16 protein-coding genes are annotated in these 18,900 nt (G+C 66.4%); 7 read left to right on the top strand and 9 right to left on the bottom strand.

Going from position 1 to position 18,900, the window contains the following annotated elements:
• Positions 1-36 precede the first annotated feature (36 nt).
• The 9 genes from ACQY76_RS04525 to ACQY76_RS04485 form a co-directional block, all read right to left on the bottom strand.
• Positions 37-534: a hypothetical protein gene (locus tag ACQY76_RS04525; RefSeq protein WP_428031720.1), complete on the bottom strand. Its 498-nt coding sequence runs from the start codon at positions 532-534 to the stop codon at positions 37-39.
• Positions 535-917: 383 nt separating this feature from the next.
• Positions 918-2,549: a molecular chaperone GroEL gene (locus ACQY76_RS04520; protein ID WP_428031719.1), complete on the bottom strand. Its 1,632-nt coding sequence runs from the start codon at positions 2,547-2,549 to the stop codon at positions 918-920.
• A gap of 66 nt (positions 2,550-2,615) precedes the next feature.
• A complete protein-coding gene (locus ACQY76_RS04515; protein ID WP_428031718.1) occupies positions 2,616-3,488 on the bottom strand; it encodes a metal-sulfur cluster assembly factor in 873 nt (290 codons plus the stop codon).
• Between the two features lie 4 nt (positions 3,489-3,492).
• Complete coding sequence (locus ACQY76_RS04510; RefSeq protein ID WP_428031717.1) at positions 3,493-4,515, bottom strand: amidohydrolase family protein; 1,023 nt, start codon at positions 4,513-4,515, stop codon at positions 3,493-3,495.
• A 109-nt stretch (positions 4,516-4,624) separates the two neighbouring features.
• Positions 4,625-4,996 carry an MmoB/DmpM family protein gene (locus ACQY76_RS04505; RefSeq protein ID WP_428031716.1) on the bottom strand — a complete coding sequence of 124 codons (372 nt, stop codon included), beginning with the start codon at positions 4,994-4,996 and terminating at the stop codon, positions 4,625-4,627.
• A 5-nt stretch (positions 4,997-5,001) separates the two neighbouring features.
• Positions 5,002-6,072 carry an aromatic/alkene monooxygenase hydroxylase subunit beta gene (locus ACQY76_RS04500; RefSeq protein ID WP_428031715.1) on the bottom strand — a complete coding sequence of 357 codons (1,071 nt, stop codon included), beginning with the start codon at positions 6,070-6,072 and terminating at the stop codon, positions 5,002-5,004.
• 51 nt (positions 6,073-6,123) lie between these two features.
• On the bottom strand, positions 6,124-7,185 hold the full coding sequence (locus ACQY76_RS04495) for an NADH:ubiquinone reductase (Na(+)-transporting) subunit F (protein WP_428031714.1): 1,062 nt from the start codon (positions 7,183-7,185) through the stop codon (positions 6,124-6,126).
• 73 nt (positions 7,186-7,258) lie between these two features.
• On the bottom strand, positions 7,259-8,929 hold the full coding sequence (locus tag ACQY76_RS04490) for an aromatic/alkene/methane monooxygenase hydroxylase/oxygenase subunit alpha (protein WP_428031713.1): 1,671 nt from the start codon (positions 8,927-8,929) through the stop codon (positions 7,259-7,261).
• A 560-nt stretch (positions 8,930-9,489) separates the two neighbouring features.
• Complete coding sequence (locus ACQY76_RS04485) at positions 9,490-10,542, bottom strand: NAD(P)-dependent alcohol dehydrogenase (protein ID WP_428031712.1); 1,053 nt, start codon at positions 10,540-10,542, stop codon at positions 9,490-9,492.
• A gap of 235 nt (positions 10,543-10,777) precedes the next feature.
• Here ACQY76_RS04485 and ACQY76_RS04480 point away from each other — a divergent pair, with 235 nt between their 5' ends.
• The 7 genes from ACQY76_RS04480 (at position 10,778) to ACQY76_RS04450 (ending at position 18,898) form a co-directional block, all read left to right on the top strand.
• On the top strand, positions 10,778-12,661 hold the full coding sequence (locus tag ACQY76_RS04480; protein ID WP_428031711.1) for a sigma-54-dependent Fis family transcriptional regulator: 1,884 nt from the start codon (positions 10,778-10,780) through the stop codon (positions 12,659-12,661).
• Between the two features lie 267 nt (positions 12,662-12,928).
• Positions 12,929-13,636: an FCD domain-containing protein gene (locus ACQY76_RS04475; protein ID WP_428031710.1), complete on the top strand. Its 708-nt coding sequence runs from the start codon at positions 12,929-12,931 to the stop codon at positions 13,634-13,636.
• 111 nt (positions 13,637-13,747) lie between these two features.
• Positions 13,748-14,707 carry a tripartite tricarboxylate transporter substrate binding protein gene (locus ACQY76_RS04470; protein WP_428031709.1) on the top strand — a complete coding sequence of 320 codons (960 nt, stop codon included), beginning with the start codon at positions 13,748-13,750 and terminating at the stop codon, positions 14,705-14,707.
• Between the two features lie 81 nt (positions 14,708-14,788).
• Positions 14,789-15,283 (top strand): tripartite tricarboxylate transporter TctB family protein, encoded by a 495-nt coding sequence (locus tag ACQY76_RS04465; protein ID WP_428031708.1) that lies wholly within the window; start codon positions 14,789-14,791, stop codon positions 15,281-15,283.
• Complete coding sequence (locus ACQY76_RS04460; RefSeq protein WP_428031707.1) at positions 15,280-16,776, top strand: tripartite tricarboxylate transporter permease; 1,497 nt, start codon at positions 15,280-15,282, stop codon at positions 16,774-16,776. Before ACQY76_RS04465 ends, ACQY76_RS04460 begins: the two co-directional genes overlap by 4 nt.
• Positions 16,773-18,146: an MmgE/PrpD family protein gene (locus tag ACQY76_RS04455; protein WP_428031706.1), complete on the top strand. Its 1,374-nt coding sequence runs from the start codon at positions 16,773-16,775 to the stop codon at positions 18,144-18,146. Before ACQY76_RS04460 ends, ACQY76_RS04455 begins: the two co-directional genes overlap by 4 nt.
• A complete protein-coding gene (locus tag ACQY76_RS04450) occupies positions 18,143-18,898 on the top strand; it encodes an SDR family NAD(P)-dependent oxidoreductase (protein ID WP_428031705.1) in 756 nt (251 codons plus the stop codon). The genes ACQY76_RS04455 and ACQY76_RS04450 overlap by 4 nt, the downstream gene beginning before the upstream one ends.
• Positions 18,899-18,900: the final 2 nt, after the last annotated feature.

Here is an 18,900-nt window from a genome sequence, read left to right as displayed (position 1 = left end):
AGAAAGGACCGGAGGTTCCGGCGGGGGGGCGCCCGCTCAGACGTCCTGCGGCACGGCGAACCCGAGGCGACGTGCGAGTTCCTGCTTGAACGGCTCGTCGACCTCGTCCGCGCCGAGCACGCAGCCATCGAGACCGGCCAGCGCCTCCAGCACGTCGTCCGCCGCCGGATCGAAGAAGCCATTGGCGCGGGTGGCGAGGCAGAACACCCGGCCCTGCGGGCGGTGCCGGATTTCGCCCAGGAACAGCACCTGCCGGTTGGTCTCTTCATCGACCACGACAACGCGGTTGTTCAGGCTGATGCGGATATAGGGCCGCGCGGGCGTGCCGCGTGCCGTCGGCACGTACCCCACGAAGCTCTTCCGTTCGTATTCGGCGACGGATGTCTTGGTGGCCCGTGCCTGCTTGATGTCTTGCCAGCGCCCGCCGGATATCTGGTTGGCCAGAGCGTCGATCGTGCCCCAGTTTTGCTGGATCATCTTCTTGGCGGCGACGTCCTCTTTTCGAGGTTCGTCAGTCTTGGTGATGATATACACCAAAGCACCCTCCCGATTATTATTATGCAAACCTCAGATCCCGCAAGTTGGCGTTTGGGATCTATGCGCTTCGTTGCGACGTTTTTAACACGGTTCCAATCAAGCGTCACCCGAGGGGGCCTCCCGATGGCCGTGGCGACCGGGAGGCTCTCCATCACGCGGCTACCGGCGCGTGCCGTGTGACGCCCATTCGAAAGAGCGCTCCGGCAATGCAAAGGTGCCGATGAATTCGGCGATGTATTTACGCATGGGCGTGTCCTTTGAAGTGGGCGCTTCCGGCCGTGGCCCGAGCGGGGCCGGCGCGATGTCGAGGCGTGGAGTTCCCGGACCCTTCCGGGAGGCGGCCCGCCGGCCGGGCGGGTGCCGCCGGCGGGATACCATGATCATGCGCGGCCGAGCTTCTCGGCGCCGCCGCCGAGTGCGGGGCCGGCGGTCGGGTCGACATAGTCGGTGATGTCGGCGATCAGCGTGTTGGTGGTGAGCACCAGCGTGGCGACCGAGGCCGCGTTGCGCAGCGCGGTATAGGTGACGCGCACCGGGTCGACGATGCCGGCCGAGATCATGTCCTTCATCTCACCGGTGGCGGCGTCGAAGCCGATGCCGTCCTCCGCCCCCATCAGCCTGTCGACGATGCTGTCGGGGTCGTAGCCGGCATTGCGGGCGATAAAGGCCGCCGGACGGGCCAGCGTCTCCCGGACCAGGCGGATGCCCTCGCCGACATCGCCATTGAGGTTGCCGAGCCGGGCCGCGACGATCGGCGCGCATTGCAGCAGCGCCGTGCCGCCGCCGGCCACGATGCCCTCTTCCGCCGCCGCGCGGGTCGCGCTCAGCGCGTCGTCGACGAGCTGGAGGGTGCGCTTCTGCTCGACCGGCGTCACGCCGCCGGCATAGATCACCGCCGTGCCGCCGGAGAGCTTGGCGAGGCGCTCCTTCAGCTTGTCCTGCTCGATGTTCGGCGGGGCGAGCTCGTGCTGGCGCGTGACCTGCGCCCGACGGGCGGCGATCTCGTCGGCATTGCCGCCACCACGGATGATGACGGTCTCGCGGGCGCTGGCGCGGACCTGCTGGGCGGTGCCGAGATCGTCGAGGGTGACGTCCTCCAGCCGTCCGCCGAGATCGCGGGCGATGACCTTGCCGCCGGTGATGATGGCGAGATCGTCCATCATGGCCTTGCGCCAATGGCCGTAATCGGGCGGGTTGACCACCAGCACCTTGCCGCGATTGCCGTCTCCCAGCAGGGTGACGACCACCTCCGGGGCGATTTCCTCGGCGATGATGACCAACGTGCGCCCGGTCTGCGACACCGCCCTGCGCAGGCCGGCGATCTCCTGGGGCGCGCGGATCTTGAGATCGGTCAGCAGGATGTAGGGCTCGTGCAGCACCACTTCCATCTTCTCGACATCGGTCACCATGTGGTGGGAAATATAGCCCCGGTCGAAGGACATGCCCTCCACCACGTCAAGCGTGGTCTCGATGGTGAGGCCGTAATCGGACGAGACGATGCCGTCGAGGCCGACCCGGTGCAGCGCTTCGGCCACCAGATGCCCGAGATGCGGGTTGGTGGCGGCGATGGTCGCCACCGCTTCGAGCATGGAGCGCTCGGAGGCCGGGCGGGCGCGGCCCTTCAGCGTTTCCACCACCAGATTGACGGCCGTGTCGATGCCCCGGCACAGATCGACGGGTTTGGCGCCCCGCTCCAGCGCCGCGACGCCGTTCTGGATGAGGCCGTTGGCCAGCACCATGGCGGTGGTGGTGCCGTCGCCCGCGACCTCGTTGGTCTGCATCGAGACTTCGCGCACCACCTGCGCGCCCATGTTCTCGAAGCGGTCCGGCAGTTCGATCTCGGAGGCGATGGTCACGCCGTCGCGCGAGACGATGGGGGTGCCGATCGGCCTGTCGACCATGGCGTTCATGCCTTTGGGACCGAGCGTCGATTCGACCGCCGCCGCCAGCTTGCCAACGCCGCGGGCGAGGGCGCGGCGCGCCTCGCCATCATGCAGGATCATCTTTGCCATGGCTGTTTCCTCGTTCTTTTGTGTCTTTGTTCGTATCGACTTCGGAACGGAGCGTCGCCGCCCCGTTCACAGGGCGAGCGGAATGCCGGCAACGCGGGCGGCGGGCGCCGCCCCGGTGGCGTGAAGGGCGCAGCCGCCGCAGCATCCCGTGGCCGCTTCGGCATTGCCGCAGGCATGGCCGGAGGAGGGCGCCGGCGCCGTGCGCGGCCCCTCGTCGTAGCGGGCCTCCAGAAGCCCACGGCACAGCGCGCCATTGGCTTCCATGTTGATGCGGATCGCCCGCAGCCCGCGCAGATGCACGGGAAGGCCGGCGGCCGCGATGGCCTCACCGTCGAGGGTGACGAAGGCGAGGTCGGATGGCCGCGTGGCGAGACCCCGTGCCAGCAGGATCTCGCGGTAGCGCGGCTTCTGGCGCAGGCCTTCCGGATCGGTGATGGCGGCGCGGTCCAGCGTGGCGAGATCCGTCGTCACGATGGCCGCATCCGACCAGCCGGCCCGCCGCAGGCCCAGGATGACGGCTTCCTGCCGGCGCTGGAACGCCTTGCGCAGAAAGGTCTCGCGCAGGCCTTCCAGCGTGTCGCTCACCTCCAGGTCGCGGAACGTATCGGCGAAGGAAAGGCCGAGATGGGTGCCGCGATTGACCTCATCGGAGAACATGTGGTCTTCGAGCCGGGGATGAACCTCCCGCGCCCAGGGCAGGGTGCGCACCGCCCGTCCGATATCGTCCGCCATCAGGAAGGCGAAGTTGGGCGAGCACCAGTAGGTGGGCAGGCGGAAGGCGACGTCCACGCGGCCGTCGGTGCCGATCGCGATGTCTTCCACGAAGCCGAGATCGACGATCGATTCGTCGAGCTCCGGGTCCATGACGCCGGCGAGCTGGTTCCACACGGCGGCGATGCGCGCATCGCCGCCGATCTGCGTGCTGGCGGGGCGGCGCATCGGCCTACTCCGCCGCAACCGCAAGCGAGGCGTTCTTGAGCTTCGCCTTCTGCGTCTCGACATCGACATTGTAGAGCCGGGCGGCATTGAGGCCGAGGATCTTGCGCTTGGCCTCGCGGGTGAGGTCGACGCCGTGCTCCTGCTTGATGTCTTCCGGGATCTCGAAGTTCCAGAACTTCTCGACCAGCCAGCGCGGGGTCCAGATGGCGTAGTCGCTGCCGAACAGGATCTTGTCCTCGCCCACCCAGAACAGCAGCTCGCTGATCACCTCGGCGAAGTAGCGCGGGCGGGAATGGATGAAGGGCAGCGCCACGGCGAGACCGCCATAGACATTGGTCTCCTGCACCGCGATCCAGCAGAAATCGTCCAGCCGGGGCAGGCCGCAATGCTCCACGATGAAGTTGAGGCCCTGGAAATCGGTCGCCGCATGGTCGACGTCGTGGACATCGAACGCGTCCTTGTCGAGCGGGATGATGGTGGGTCCCTTGTGGACATGGACATTGGTGATGCCGAGCTTCTGGCACAGCTCCAGGCAGCGATAGGCGCTGGGGTCGGTGAGCTTCCAGCCGCGGGAATCGCCCTTCCATTCCGCCGTGTAGAGCTTCACGCCCTTGATATTGTAGTTTTCCTTCATGAAGTGGATGTATTCGGTCGCCCTTTCGCCGTCGCGCGGGTCGAAGGCGCCGTTGACGATGTAGCGGTCGGGATAGGCCTTCGCCATGTCGAGGTTGCGCTCGATGGTGTTGAAGCCGTTCGTGTAGAACTCGCTGAGATAGGTCGACTGGACAATGGCCATGTCGTCGGGACCGTCGACGAACAGGTCGTTGTACATCTTGTCGGCACTGTACTTCTCGAACTGCTCCTTGCTCCACAGCTTGTCCTTGGGACTCAAGGCGGTGTGGTAGGCGTAGAAGCAGTCGATGAACTGCTTGCCATGGATGTTGGCCTGGTTCTCCGGGCTGCCGTCCCAGAAATGCGTGTGACCATCGATGATGAAGATCTCTTCACCGTCCGGCGTCCTGAACATGAACCTCTCCCCTTGAACGAATGCTGTGAGCGCGTGGCGTCGCGCCTGATGGCGACGGGCGTGCCGCGCCCGGGACGGCGGACCCTCCCCGGGCGCGGCCTTCCGGCTGTCACTCGATGTATTGGCGAATTTCTTCCATGTCGCCGAACAGCGTCACGGTGTTGTCGTCGACGCGGATCATGCGTCCATAGTGGGTGGACGTGTTGACCTCGAAGATCTCGGCATTCATTTCCTTGCCGAGGATTTCGCTGATCTCGTCCATCTTGAAGATGAGCTTCCCCACGCCATCGATGCGGATCAGCGCCGGCTGGTAGGTGATGGTCACGTCGGGCTTCTGGCCCATGAACTCGGCGATGGCGCGCGCCTCGACGCTGTCGTTCATGGTGACGCCGCACTGGTGGGAGATCGTCTGGTCGAAGACCAGGTCACCCATTTTCTGGAAGATGTTGTGGTTGGTGGCCGAGCGGGACATGGTGGACATGGGCGTCACTCCTGGGGAAGGTCGAGGCCGAGTTCGCCCAGGATCTTCCCGATGCGCTCGACCGACTGCGCGCGGGCGTCGGCGTACTGGACAGGCTTGGAGTGCGGCTGCGACCAGATCGGCTGCAGGCCGGCCGAGGCCTTGTTCGCCAGGGCGACGTGCTTGTGCAGCCAGGACTGGAACAGGCGCCTGTTGTGGTCGCCGTGCTCGGGGTCGTGTGCCAGCAGGTGGAACAGGTCGATGGCGTTGGCGAGGTTGCGCTCGTAATCGGCTTCCGCTGCCGAGATCACCGGCGGGGTGATGAAGTCGCCATTGGGCGACGCCACCTGCATGAGGAAGCCCGAACGGAACAGTTCGCCCACTAGCGGCTCGAACACGATGTTGATGGCGAAGTACTGCTCGAGATAATCCGACGAGCCCATGATGGACTCGATGGCCTCGCGGGTGCCCTGCCAGTTGACGTCTTCAAGCCAGGCGCGCTTGCCGGCCTCGTCGTCGAAATTGCCGATGTCCATGCCGATTTCGGCAAGGTAGAGCGTGATGTCCTGGGCAAGGCGCAGCTTGTAAGACGAATTGGTCAGCGTCGCGTTGTTGATCATCTGCGTGTAGCCGTAGCGCTGCGCCTGCATCAGCGAGGTGCCGAGGCCGAATTCGGCGTGCTTCCAGGCGCCGAGATGGTTCTGCAGCACCTTCACCCACGCCTTGTCGAAATGCAGCGGCGCGCCCGACTTGCGGCCATTGGCGATGACCGCCTGCACCATCGCCTCGATCTTCGACTGGCGCTGGTAATGCGTGCGCTCCCATTCCTGGTCCGGGGCGCGGAACAGGTGCCAGTTGGAACTGAGCGCGGCGGTGTTGTCCTTGGAATAGGCGCCGCGCCCGTTCGGGAACGAGATGATCCAGTCCTGCAGCAGATAGCGCTCGGGATCGGGCTGGACGTCGACGGTCATGTCTTCGTAATGGGTCGCGCGCTTGCCGCGCGGTTCGAAGTAGCGGTACTTGCGGCTGTCGGAATCGGCAAAGACGGCCGAACCGGCGGCCCCCGACTTGACCGGCGCCGTTTGCGTGGCTGTCATGGTGGTCCTCCCAAATTATCGTTGTCTGGCGAAGGCGTGGGGTGATGGCGCTCAGGCATGCGCCAGCTGTTCGGTGGCGGTTGAGGCCGGCGTGAACTTGTCGAAGAAGATCCGCTCGGTCGGCACGTCGTTCATCTGCAGGACCGGCACCAGAGCCTCGATCATCGGCTCCGGGCCGCAGGCATAGACGTCGATGTCCTCGCCGAAGCCCAGCCGGCGCAGATGGGTGTTCAGCACCTCGTGAATGAAGCCGCGCTCGCCGCTCCAGCCCTCGTCCTCGCCGGCACCCGAAAGCGCCGGGATGAAGTGGAAGCGAGGATTTTCCGCCGCCAGCCGCGCGAAGGCGTCGAGATAGAACAGGTCCTTGGCGGTGCGGGCGCCGTAGAAGAAGTGGACCTCGCGATCCTCTCCGCTCTCCAGATGGTCGTGCAGGATCGACCACAGCGGCGACATGCCGGAGCCGCCGCCGACCAGGATCAGGGCTCCTCCCTTGTCTTCCCGTCGGAAGCAGGTGCCGAAGGGCCCGCGGACGGTGAGCCGGGTTCCGGGTTGGAGCTCTCCGTCGAGACGGGAGGAGAACTTGCCATTGGGGTATTTCTTGATGATGAAGGCGAGTTCTTTGCCCGCGACCGGCGTATTTGCCATGGAAAACGAGCGCGTAATCGCCTCTGCCCCCGGGAGCGTGATGTCGACATATTGGCCCGCCCAGAATTTGAGAGGCTGATCGAGCACGATCTCCAGGCGCCTTATGTCGTGGGTCAGTTCGACGACCCGCGTCACCTCTGCGCCGAAGGTTCGGACGGGTATCGATTTCGAGAGGATCTCCTCGTCGAAGTTGAGCAGATCGACCTCGATGTCCGAATAGGCCAGGGTCCGGCACAGCAGGACATAGTTCTGGTCCCGCTCCATTTCGTTGAGAGCGAAGGTGGAATAGGGCTTGAGCTCGACCTCGCCCTCGTTCAGCACGCATTTGCAGGCCGCGCACCGCCCCTCCTTGCAGCCATGCGGCAAGGCAATGCCCTGCCGGAAGGCTGCGTCGAGGACGGTTTCGCCCTCTTCGACCTCGAATTCGACGCCGACCGGGTTCAGGCGGACGGTATAGACGTCGCCCATCGTGCGACCTCCCCGTTAGGTTCTGGAGCACCTTGGTCGATGCGGGACCGGCGAGGCCGGTCCCGCACGACGTTCAGTTGCAGGGGTTGATGGTGAAGCCGGCGCGGTAGTCGGCGAGATGCTTCTCGCGCTGCTCCGGGCTCATCTCACGCAGCGTGATGAGCGGGCTCTTGATGGTGTGCCCGCGCACATCGTCCAGCGTCCACATCTCCTTTTCCTCGAAGCGCAGATGCGGCTGCGGCACGAGGGTCTTGCCGTCGGTGCGCACGAAGCCGAGATCCTGGATGGCGTCCGCCAGGTCCCAGTCGTGATAGCAGCTCTCCCATTCGCGCCGGCCGCTGAAGCGGCCCATCGCCGGGGTGGGGCGGCCCTGATATTCGCCGGCAAAGGCTTCCACCGCCGTCCAGCGGTCGAGCTCATGGGCGAAGGTGTGCAGCTTGCCGTCGATCGTGTCGGTGACGATGTCCTCGCGCACCACGCAGGGCACCATCGAGCTCCAGCACCGGTGCGGATAGACGTAGCCGGTGTCGGCGTTGAAGGTCACGTTGGTCTGGCCGCGATGCGAGAGCTTGGCGTACCACTTCCAGTAATCGCCGAACTGCGCATACCAGCCCGGGTACTTGTGCTCGAACCACTCGAAGTCCTTGTCGGTCTGGGCCTCGATGCGCCAGAAGTTCAGCGGCCAGCCGACCGAGAAGAACTGCGCGATCTTGTGGACATAGTGCTTCTCGGTGATGCGCTTCCACGCGGTCTGCACATCGTCGTGGTGGATCTTGATGCCGTATTTTTCGAGCGGCAGCATGTAGGTGCGGTAGTAATCCTCGAAGATCCAGCGATGCCACATCTCCGCGTAGGATTCCTTGTTCTTGTCGCGGTTGGTGGTGCCGTATTCGATGAAGGTGCCGATGGCGGCGTCGACGATGGCGTGGTTCTGCCAGAAGGCGTAGCGCATGTCGCGCTCCAGCAGGAGGTGGTTCTCCGGCTCCTTCAGCATCGACATCAGCATGGAGTGGCCGTTGCCGACGTGCCGGCTCTCGTCCGACTGCACGGACAGGAACACGGTCGGCAGGGCGTAGTCGCCGTTTCGCGCGGCTTCCGAGGGCATGGCGACGAACAGCGTGTTGGTGAACGCGGTTTCGGCCACGACGGTGAGATAGACATTGGCGGAGGTGATGGCGTCGCCGGTGATGAAGCCCTCACCGAACTGGCGGCCGATGGTGGTGGCGTAGCACTTGCCGAACGCCTCTTCGGTGATATCGAACCCGGCCGGGTCGATATAGTTCTCCATGTACCATTTCTTCAGGTTCATCTGGATCGTCGAGTGCCGGAACTCATCGACCATCTGCATGGTGAAGCCGGTACGCAGGTCCTCGCCGGGCGCCAGGCGGCCGACCATCGCCATGGAGCGCGCCGCCGAGATTTCCGGGAAGGGGATGATCGCCAGGAACAGCTTCATCCATTCCACCCAGCGCGGCTCCACATTGCGGAACATGTCGCCGCGCAGCGCCGCGTCGAGCGCGCCATAGACCCGGTTGTCCTTCTCTTCCTGCATGGGGAAGTAGGACCGAAGCACCTGCTTCATCGGATCCTTCGGCGCCTTGGTGATCTTGTAGTCGGTCGGGAAGGTCATCGCCTCCTGCACATAGGAGGGGTTCCACCCGAGATCGGCGATCTTCTTCGCCGCTTCGGCGACAGAAATACCCTTCTGCGCCGTAATCTTGTTCAGGGTCAGTGTACTTGTCATTTTTGCCATCCTGCTCCTGGAGCGGAGTCCACGGTCAATTTCCTCCCGGCAGGCGCGGCGCAGCGTTTTGCGCTGCCCGGCCGAGCGGGTTTCAGACATGAGCGGGCCCTCGCCCGTCGCGCATGCGGCGGGCGTCGAAGGCCTGGGCAAAGGTGCAAGGCACCGGGGTCGGCTGTTGGCGTAACGGGTGCGGGACGGCGATCCTGACCTGACCGCCCCATCCCCGCCGAACCGGCTCATCGCCGTGTCGGCAGCCTCCCCGGACTTCTTCCCTTCGTTCTTGTCGCGGCCTGCCCCGTGGGGCACGTCAGCATTGTTCTAATAGTAATGTAGCAAGCGCCGTGCCAATTGGTCACAGTACGTGTTTCAACGACTTTACGGCGGCTCCACATGCTTTGGTCGGCGGAAGTGAATTGTTTTGCGAATCGGTGGTCAGGAAGTGTTTCATTCTGCGAAAATGGTGCGGCGCAAAATAGTCGGTAAAGATTGCTTACTTATCGGCTATCTATGTTGCGTCGCATCTTTGATCATCTGTGGAATACAAGATACCCGTCGCCTCGTCAGGGCACGAGCACGGCCCTTCCATGGATCTTGCCGGCATTGAGGTCGTGCAGCGCCAGGTTCGCGTCCGAGAGCTTGTATTCGGCGGTGGCGAGTTCCACGAGCCCACGATCGGCCAGCGCCATCAGCTCGGTGAGCTCGGCCCAGGTGCCGACCAGATTGCCGATGATGTTGCGCTCGGAGATGATCAGGTCGACCGCAGGAATCTTGATGTCCTCGCCATAGCCGACGATGTAGTAGCTGCCCATCGGGCGGGTCATCGCCAATCCCTTGGCGGTGGTTCCCTTCTCCCCGACGAAGTCGATCACGGCCTCCGCACCGACGCCGTCGGTCAGCGCCAGTACGGCCTCGACCTCGTTGCCATCCGCCTTCACCGTCTGGTCCGCGCCGCTCTTGCTGGCCAGCGCCAGCGAGGCGTCCGATTTGTCGACGACGATGACATCGGCCGCGCACATGGCTTTCAGGCACTGGATGCCGATATGGCCGAGGCCGCCGGCGCCGATGACGACGCAGCTCTGGCCGGGCAGCAAATGCCGGGTGGCTTTCTTCACCGCGCGATAGGCGGTGAGCCCGGCATCGGCATAAGGCGCAACCTCCTTTGGCGCCAAGGAACGCGGCAGGGGCACGATATTGCGTTCTGACGTGCAGATGAACTCGGCATAGCCGCCGTCGCAGTCGAGGCCGGGAAAGGTGCCCGGCCCGTGCATGTCGAAGCCGCGGCGGCAGGCGAGGCAGGTACCGCCGGTTATCTTCGGGTGCACGATCACCGGGTCGCCCTTCTTCAGGCCCTCCACCTCCTTGCCAACCTCCTCGATCCAGCCGGCATTCTCGTGGCCCATGATAAGCGGCAGGAGCTGGTCGCCCGTGGGGTCCATATGCGGCCTCCATACCCCCTCGATGATGTGGAGATCGGTACGGCAGACGCCGGCGCCGCCGATACGGACGATGACATCGGTGGATTTCACGATCCTGGGGTCGGGCACGTTCTCTTCCGCCACCCATATGTCGCCGGAGAGACTCGTGTCGTAGTTCTTCAGCACCTGCGCCTTCATGGCGTCCTCCCTTTTTTCGGCACGCAACACGTCGCCGTCGGAAGAGCCATCGCAGCAAACATGCCACGCACTATTCGTTCATTTCATCAACGCTTTACTGCGGCTGCGAAGAATTTTCCGTGTACATGAACTGGACAGTGCGTGTCGGGCAGTGTCCAGTTTCTGGATATTGCCTTCCATCTGTTTTGCGCCGAACCTGCGACAAAACGACAAGAGCCGATGGAGGATCGCGCCCATGCCGTCCCTCTCCCACCCGCCGCAATCCAATGTCACCCGCGCCCGTGCCGCGCTGGAGGCGGGCGCGCGCGTGCCCGGCGGCGCGCTGTCGCCGGAGGTCGCGCGCAGCTGGGAGCGCTGCATCGGCAGCGGTCTCGACCCGATGCATCGGCCGGACGATGTGGTCATCGCCTTTGCCGAGGTGCGCGCCCGGCGGGAGGAGCAGGCGCCGCTGCGCCGTCTCGCGCTGGCGCAGATGCAGCTTCTGCATGAACAGATAGCCGGCTCGAATTTCATGATAGCCTTCGCCGATGCCGGCGGCGTGGTGCTGGATGCGCTGAGCGACCCGCATTTCGCCGACAGCGAGGCGGGACGCTCCATTGTGCCGGGCAGCGTGTGGCTGGAAGGCGGGCGCGGCACCAATGCGCTCGGCCTTGCGCTCATCGAGCAGGCGCCGGCGGCGATCTACGGGCGTGAACATTTCTTCGCGTGCCATGGCCATCTCAGCTGCGTGGCCATGCCGATCTTCGACCCGTCGGACCGGCTGGTCGGGCTGCTCGACGCGTCGAGTTCCAACGAAGCGCGCCAGCAGCACACGCACGCGCTGGTGCGCATGGCGGCGTCGGCGATCGAGAACGGGCTGATCGCCGATGGACGGCCGGATGTGCTGCTGCTCGCCCTGCACCCGCGCGCGGAATATCTCGACACTCTATCCTCCGGCCTCATTGCGCTGTCGCCGGACGGCGAGGTGGTGTCGATCAACCGCGCGGCGCGGGCGCTGCTCGCCGGGCTGGACGCCCATTCCGGGCAGGCCTTCGATGCGTTGTTCGAGCCCGGCTTCGGCAGGCTGGTCGACGATCTGCGCGGCAATGGCATCGCCCGTGTCCGCGACCGCGCCGGGAGCATGCTCTATGTCGCGTGCCGGCGCTTCGCCGCGCCGCCCGTTGCGACGCGCCCGGCGCCCACGGTGCATCGCCTTCCCGTGCCGGAGGCGCCGACCGCGTCCTCGGCCGGATTCATCTGCGAGGACCCGCTCCTGCTGCGGCGGATGCGGCCGCTTGCGCCGGCCACCCGCGAGCGTCTCGCCATCCACATCCATGGCGAGACCGGCACCGGCAAGGAACTGATGGCGCGCCATGTCCATGCGCTCAGCGGCCGAAGCGGGGCGTTCATCCCCATCAATTGCGGAGGGGTGCCGGAATCGCTGTTCATCGCCGAATTGTTCGGCCATGACCGGGGCGCCTTCACCAATGCGCGCAATGAGGGCGCGCCGGGCCTAATTCGCCAGGCGGACCGGGGGACGCTGTTCCTCGACGAGGTCGGCGACATACCGCTCGCCGCGCAGACGGCGCTGCTGCGCTTTCTCGACACGATGGAGGTGCGCTCGCTCGGCGGGGGGAAAACCGCCAAGCTCGATGTGCAGATCGTCTCCGCCACCAATCGCGACCTCGCCGCCGCCGTTGCCGCGCACGCGTTCCGCGCCGATCTCTATTACCGGCTCAACGGGCTCTGCATCGAGATCCCGCCTCTGCGCCAGCGCGGCGATTTCGACGCCATCGTCCGCCATTTGCTGGCCCGGCACGCCAGCGACTGCTCGATCGACGAGGCGGCGCTTGGCTGCCTGCGCCAGCGTCCCTGGCCGGGCAACATACGCGAGTTGCAGTCCTGGCTGCGCCGCGCGGCGATCGAGGCGGATGACGCGGGCCGGATCCTTGTGCCGGCTGACGGTGGCACCGGCGCCGGCGAGCCGACATGCGCGCATTGCGCCCGCAATCCCCTGAGCCGCGACAAATGCCGGCGCATCCGCGAAACCCTTGCGGCGACCGGCGGCAATATACAGCTGACCGCTCGCCAGCTCGGCATCTCCCGGACGACGGTCTATAAACATATGGATGCCGGCTGACGGCGTCGGCCGCTCAATGGCTCTCCGGCGCCTTCCGGCCCCCGACCCGCCGGAACCATCCTCTCGTCGCCCCTGAGCTGATCGTCGGTTCCCGCGTGCCGATGGCGGCGTGGACGCGGCCGGTGCGCACCGCGCTGTCGCTCTCCAATACAGGCCCGGCGCGGTGGACCTGTGCCGCCACGCCGGTCTCGATCGGCGTCAGCGAAAGACATTCGGCATCTGACATTAAATTGTTGACACTTGACAATCGCGGCTTACGCTCGCGCCATGTCAACGTCCTCGACCACCCACGACGTCACCTTCCTGCGGCTCAATTCGCTGCCCATGCTGCTGGAGCGCGAGATCGAGAGCATGATCCTCGACGGGCGCCTCTCGGTCGGCGGTCGGGTCAACGAGAACCAGCTCGCCGCGACCTTCGGCGTCAGCCGTGGACCGGTGCGCGAGGCGCTGCGCTCGCTGGAGGCGCTCGGCCTCGTCGAGTTGCAGCCCAATCGCGGCGTGTTCATCCGCCGGCTGGAGATCGGGCAGGTGGTGGAGGTCTATGGCGTGCGCGCGGCGCTGTTCGGCTATGCCGGCCGGCTGCTCGCCGAGCGCGCGGACCCGGCGGTGATCGCGCGGCTGCGCGCCATGCTCGACGACATGTCGGCGGCGGCCCGGGCGCATGATTTTGACCGCTACTACCCGCTGAATTTCGCCTTCCACGACCTCGTCGTCGCCAGCACCGGCAACACGGTTCTGGCGGCCCAGTATCGCGGCCTCGTCAAGCAGCTTCGGCTCTACCGCGCCGGCAATCTCATGACCGGCAACACGCTGGAGCTCTCCAACGCGGAGCATGCCCGCATGGTGGATGCCATCGCCCGCGGGGACGCGGATGCGGCGTGGCAGGCCTGCTTCGACCATGTGGAGCGCGGCAAGGAGCGGCTGCTGGCGCGCTCCGTTCCTCCCGGCGCGTCCTCGCAGGAGAAATCGGCATGAACGCTGCCGCATCTACGGCCCGTGCTCCCGTGCCCGGGAGACGCGCCGCCGCCTGAACTCTTCACTGGGAGACCGCCCGCCAGAGGTGGCCCCGCACTATGGGAGGACTTGATGCATAAAACCCTGACCGGCCTGCTCGCGGCGGCGCTGACCGCCGCCCTCGGGACATTCGCCCTTCACGCCGAGCCGCTCGCCTATCCGCAGAAAGTGGTGACCCTCGTCACCCATTCCAGCCCGGGCGGCGGCAGCGACGTCTTCCTGCGTGAACTGACCAAATATCTCGGCAAATATATCGACGCGACCTTCGTGGTCGAGAACGTGCAGGGCGGCAGCGGCGCCAAGGCGGTGGCCCGCGTTGCCGCGGCGCCGGCCGATGGCAGCGTGTTCTACGCCACCACGCCGACCTACATCTATACCTCGCTGCTCAGCAAGCCGTCGGCCACCTACAAGGACCTGGAGCCGGTGGTGAACCTGTTCGCCGACAGCGAGGTGATCTACACTCGTGCCGACGGTCCGTTCCAGACGCTGAAGGACGTGATCGACAAGGCGAAGAACGAGCGCGGCCGCTGGGGCGCCGCCAACCCGGCATCGCTGGAGCGCCAGGCCGCCGAGCAGCTCAAGCGCGCCGCCGGGGTCAATGCCGCCATCGTCACCCATGAGGGCGGTGGCGACATGATGCTCAACGTGATGAACGGCACGCTCGACATCGGCATCGGCGAAATCCAGGAGCTGCGCTCGCAAATCGCTGCCGGCAAGCTGCGCCTGCTCGCCACCTTCAATCCCGAGCGCATCCCCGAGAAGCCCGACGTGCCGACCGTCAAGGAAAGCGGCTACGACGTCACGCTGGTGAAGTTCCGTGGCCTTGCCGGCCCGAAGGGGCTGCCGGACGATGTGACCAAGGTGTGGGACGCGGCGATCAAGAACGTGCTCGCCGATCCCGACTACCAAAAGCGCTATACCGAGGAAGTGCTGGTGCCGAACTATATCCCGCACGCCCAGTACCAGGCCTTCATCACCAATTTCGCCGGCACCACCGAGGCGTTCCTCAAGGAAACCGGCGCGGTCAAATAGCGCCGACGACCCGACGATCCGGTGCGGCGCCGACCCGACCCGTCGGCGCCGTTCATCCCCCGTCCCCGCGAGGACCGCTCCATGAACCGCGACCTCATTGCCGGCGCCGTGCTGCTCGCCATCGCCGGCGCGTACTATGCCACCATCGACACCATCGCCGAGAGCACGCTCTCCGACGAGGTCGGGGCCGCCGGCCTGCCGCGCCTGCTGGCCGCGTTGCTTGCCCTCATCGCCGTCGTGATGATGGCGCGGGCCGTGCTTGCGGCGCGGGCCGCCCGCAAGGCGACCGCTGCCGTCCACCATCCGGACGAGGACGAGGAGAACGACGCCTCGGTGCCGCGCGCCCTCGGCCTTCTGCTGATCGGCGCGGGCTATGTCGTGCTGCTGCCCTATGCCGGCTACGTCGTCTGCGTCGCCCTGCTGATTGCGGCGATCGCGCTCTATGAGGGCGCGGCGCGCAGCTGGGTGGTGCCGGCCGCCGCCATTGGCGGCGCCACGCTCTACTGGGCGATCTTCGTCAAGCTGCTGGGCGTCCACCAGCCGGCCGGCATGTTCTTTCAAGGGTGGCTTTCGTGACGACCTTCTGGGACATCTTCCACCTTCTCACCGCCACGCCGCTGTTCCTGGTCGCCATTCTGGGCCTGACGTGGGGCATTCTCGGCGGCGCACTGCCAGGCATCTCGGCGTCAATCACCATGGCGCTGGTGCTGCCCTTCACCTACAGCATGGACCCGGCCATGGCGATCGCGCTGCTGGCCTGCGTCTATATCGGCGCGGAATATGGCGGCTCGATCCCCGCCATCCTGATCCGCACGCCTGGCACCAATTCATCAGCCGCCACCGTCATCGACGGCTATGAGATGAACCGGCAGGGCCGCGCCGGCGAGGCGCTCGGCATCTCGCTGATGTCCGGCGTCGTTGGCAGTCTGTTCGGCCTCGTCATGCTGGTGCTGCTGACCGAGCCGCTCTCCTGGCTGGCGCTCGCCTTCAAGCCGACCTCCTATTTCGCGCTCGGCATACTGGGTCTCAGCGTGATCGCCTCCATGGGCGGGGATTCGCTGCTCAAGGGCCTCGCCGCCGCCGTCATCGGCCTGATGATCGCCACCGTCGGCACCGACCCGATTTCCGGCGTCCCGCGATTCACCTTCGGCGTGCCGGACCTGCTCAGCGGCGTCGAGCCGGTGGTGGTGATGGTGGGGCTGTTCGCGCTCACCGAGCTGATGAGCCAATCCGGCTCCACCACCGTGACCCAGCTCGGCAACTCGATCCGCATCCGCCTGCCGGGATGGGAGATGATGCGCAAGCTGCGGCGCTCCCAGATCATCGGCTGCATTCTCGGCCTGTTCGAGGGTCTGACGCCGGGCGGCGGCGGCTCGGTGGCCGCCTTCATGTCCTACAACGAGGCGCGCCGCTGGTCGAAGACCCCGGAGAAGTTCGGCAAGGGCTCGGAGGAGGGCGTCGCCGCGCCGGAGACCGCCAACAATACCGTGGCCTCCACCGCGCTGATCCCGCTGCTGAGCTTCGGCATTCCCAGCTCCAACTCCACCGCCGTGCTGCTCGGCGGCCTGCTGATGCATGGCCTGCTGCCGGGGCCGCGCCTGTTCGAGCAGAACCCGCAGGTCATCGACAGCCTCTATGTCGGCTCGCTGATCGCTATCATCGCCCAGATCGGCGTCGGGGTGATCATCCTGCCGGCCTGCGTGTGGCTGGTGAACCGGCCGCGCCCCTATCGCTCGGGCTTCATCTTCGCGCTCATCCTCTCGGGCCTGTACACGCTCAACAACAGCCCCTTCGACCTCGGCCTTGCCCTGGCGCTCGGGCTGGTGGGCTATTTCATGCGCATTGCCCGCTTCCCGGTGCTGCCGATGATCCTCGGCGTGGTACTCGGGCATATGGTCGAATCGAGCTATCGCCGCTCGCTCGTGCTCTCCGGCGGCGACTTCCACATCTTCATCGAGGATCCGATCGCCGTGGGGCTGCTCGGCGCCGCACTGCTCTTCATCACCTTCTCGCTGGCGCGCGAATATCGCGAGGCGCGCCGGACCAAGTCGAAGGAAGCCCATCCGTGAACCAGCACCTTCCCCTCGCCGGGGCGTCCGTCGCGGCACGCCTCGCCGCCTTCGCCGAAACCGCCGTCCCGCCGCCGGCGGCCGATGCGGTGAGCCGGCGCCTGCTGCTGGACATTGTCGGCCTCGCCTTCTCCGCCCGGCACGAACCCTATACCCGCGCCGCCCTCGCCAGCGCGGCAGGAAGCGGACCCTGCACGGCCATCGGCCATGCCGAGGGCTATTCGCTCTATGATGCGGCGCTGATCAACGGCACGGCGGCGCATGGCGAGGATTACGACGACACGTTCGAGGGCGGCCCGGTGCATGCCGGGGCCGTGCTGGTGCCGGCGATGCTCGCCATCGCCCAGCATCGCCAGCTCGGCGGCGCGGCGGTGATGCGGGCGATCGGTGTCGGCGCCGAGCTGATGAGCCGGCTAAGCCTCGTGACGCCGCAGGCGATCCACAAGGCCGGCTTCCATCCCACCGGGGTGATCGGCGCGCTCGCCGCCGCTGTCGCCGTCAGTGCCGCCCTCGGTCTCGACCGGGTGCGGACCGCGCACGCGCTCGGCACCGCCGGCAGCCTCGCCTCAGGCATCATCGAATATCTCTCGGACGGCTCCTGGACCAAGCGGCTGCATCCCGGTGCCGCCGCGCAGGCCGGGCTGCGCGCGGCGCTGCTGGCCGAGGCAGGCTTTGTCGGGCCCGGCACGGTGCTGGAAGGAAACCACGGCTTTTTCCGCGCCTTCGCGCCTTCCAAGACCGCGAATTTCGATCCGCTGCTGGAGGGGCTGGGCGAGACCTGGATCATGCCGACCATCGCCTTCAAGCCCTATGCCTGCGGGACCATGACCCAGCCCTTCATCGACTGCGCCATCGCGCTGGCGCGCCAGGGCGTGGCGGCGGACGATATTGTGAGCCTGGTGTGCAAGGTGGGGGAGGGTACGGTGCATCGCCTGTGGGAACCGCTCGCCGCCAAGCAGGCGGTGCCGAACGGCTACGCCGCGAAATTCTCCACTCCCTTCTGCATGGCGGTCGGCTTCCTCGACGGCGCCGCCGGGCTGCGCCAGTTCGGCGACGACCAGACAAGGCGGCCGGACGTGCAGGCGCTGGCCGCGCGGATTTCCTACGAGGTCGATCCGCAGGACGAATATCCCAGCAATTTCACCGGCCATTTGCGGGCGACGCTGAAAGACGGCTCGGTTCGCGAGATCCGCCAGCCGCACATGCGCGGCGGCGCCCGGGAGCCGCTTTCCGACGCCGAGCTGGAGGCGAAGTTCACCGCCAATGTGATGTTCGGCGGCGGCACGGCGGCGACCGCCGCTGCGCTGCGCGACGCGGTCGATCGCATTGCCGGCGGCGCGGCCACGGTGTCGCTGGGAGGTGTCGCATGAGCGAGGTCCATTCCCGCCCGGTCGCCATCGTCACCGGCGGCTCGCGCAATATCGGCCGCGCCATCGCGCGCGCGCTGGCCGCCGGCGGCGCCTCCATCGTCATCGTCGCCCGCAGCGACAAGGAGGCCGCCGAAGCGGTGGTGCGCGAATTGGAAGCGGCCGGCGTCGAGGCGTCGTTCGTGCTGGCCGATGTGGCGCGCGAATCCTCGGCCGACATTATCGTCGACCACGCGCTGCAGCGTTTCGGGCGGCTCGACATTCTGGTGAACAATGCCGCGATACGGCGCGAGAAGCCGGTCGAGGCGATGAGCTTCGCGGAATGGCACGAGATTCTCGGCATCTGCCTCGACGGCGCCTTCCTGCTGAGCCGGGCCGCCATTCCGCACCTGTCGGCCGCGCCGGCCGGCGCCATCATCAACATAGGCGGGCTGACCGCCTATACCGGCGCGCCCAACCGCGCCCATGTGGTCGCCGCCAAGGCCGGGCTGGACGGGCTGACCAAGGCGCTGGCGGTGGAACTGGCGCCGCGCGGCATTACGGTCAACCTCGTCTCGCCCGGGCGCATCGGCACTGATCGCAGCCATGCCGGTGCCGAGAAGAACCCGGCCCATCACGCCCGCAACGTCACCCTGTCCGGCAAGGAGGGCACCGCCGAGGATGTCGCGGCCATGGTCGCCTATCTCGCCGGCCCGGCCGCGCGCTTCGTGACCGGGCAGACCGTCCATGTGAATGGCGGCGCCTTCCTGCCGTGAGG

This window comes from Ancylobacter sp., from assembly GCF_965279025.1.
Taxonomy (GTDB): Bacteria; Pseudomonadota; Alphaproteobacteria; order Rhizobiales; family Xanthobacteraceae; genus Ancylobacter.
This window is presented reverse-complemented; position numbering and strand designations above follow the sequence as displayed.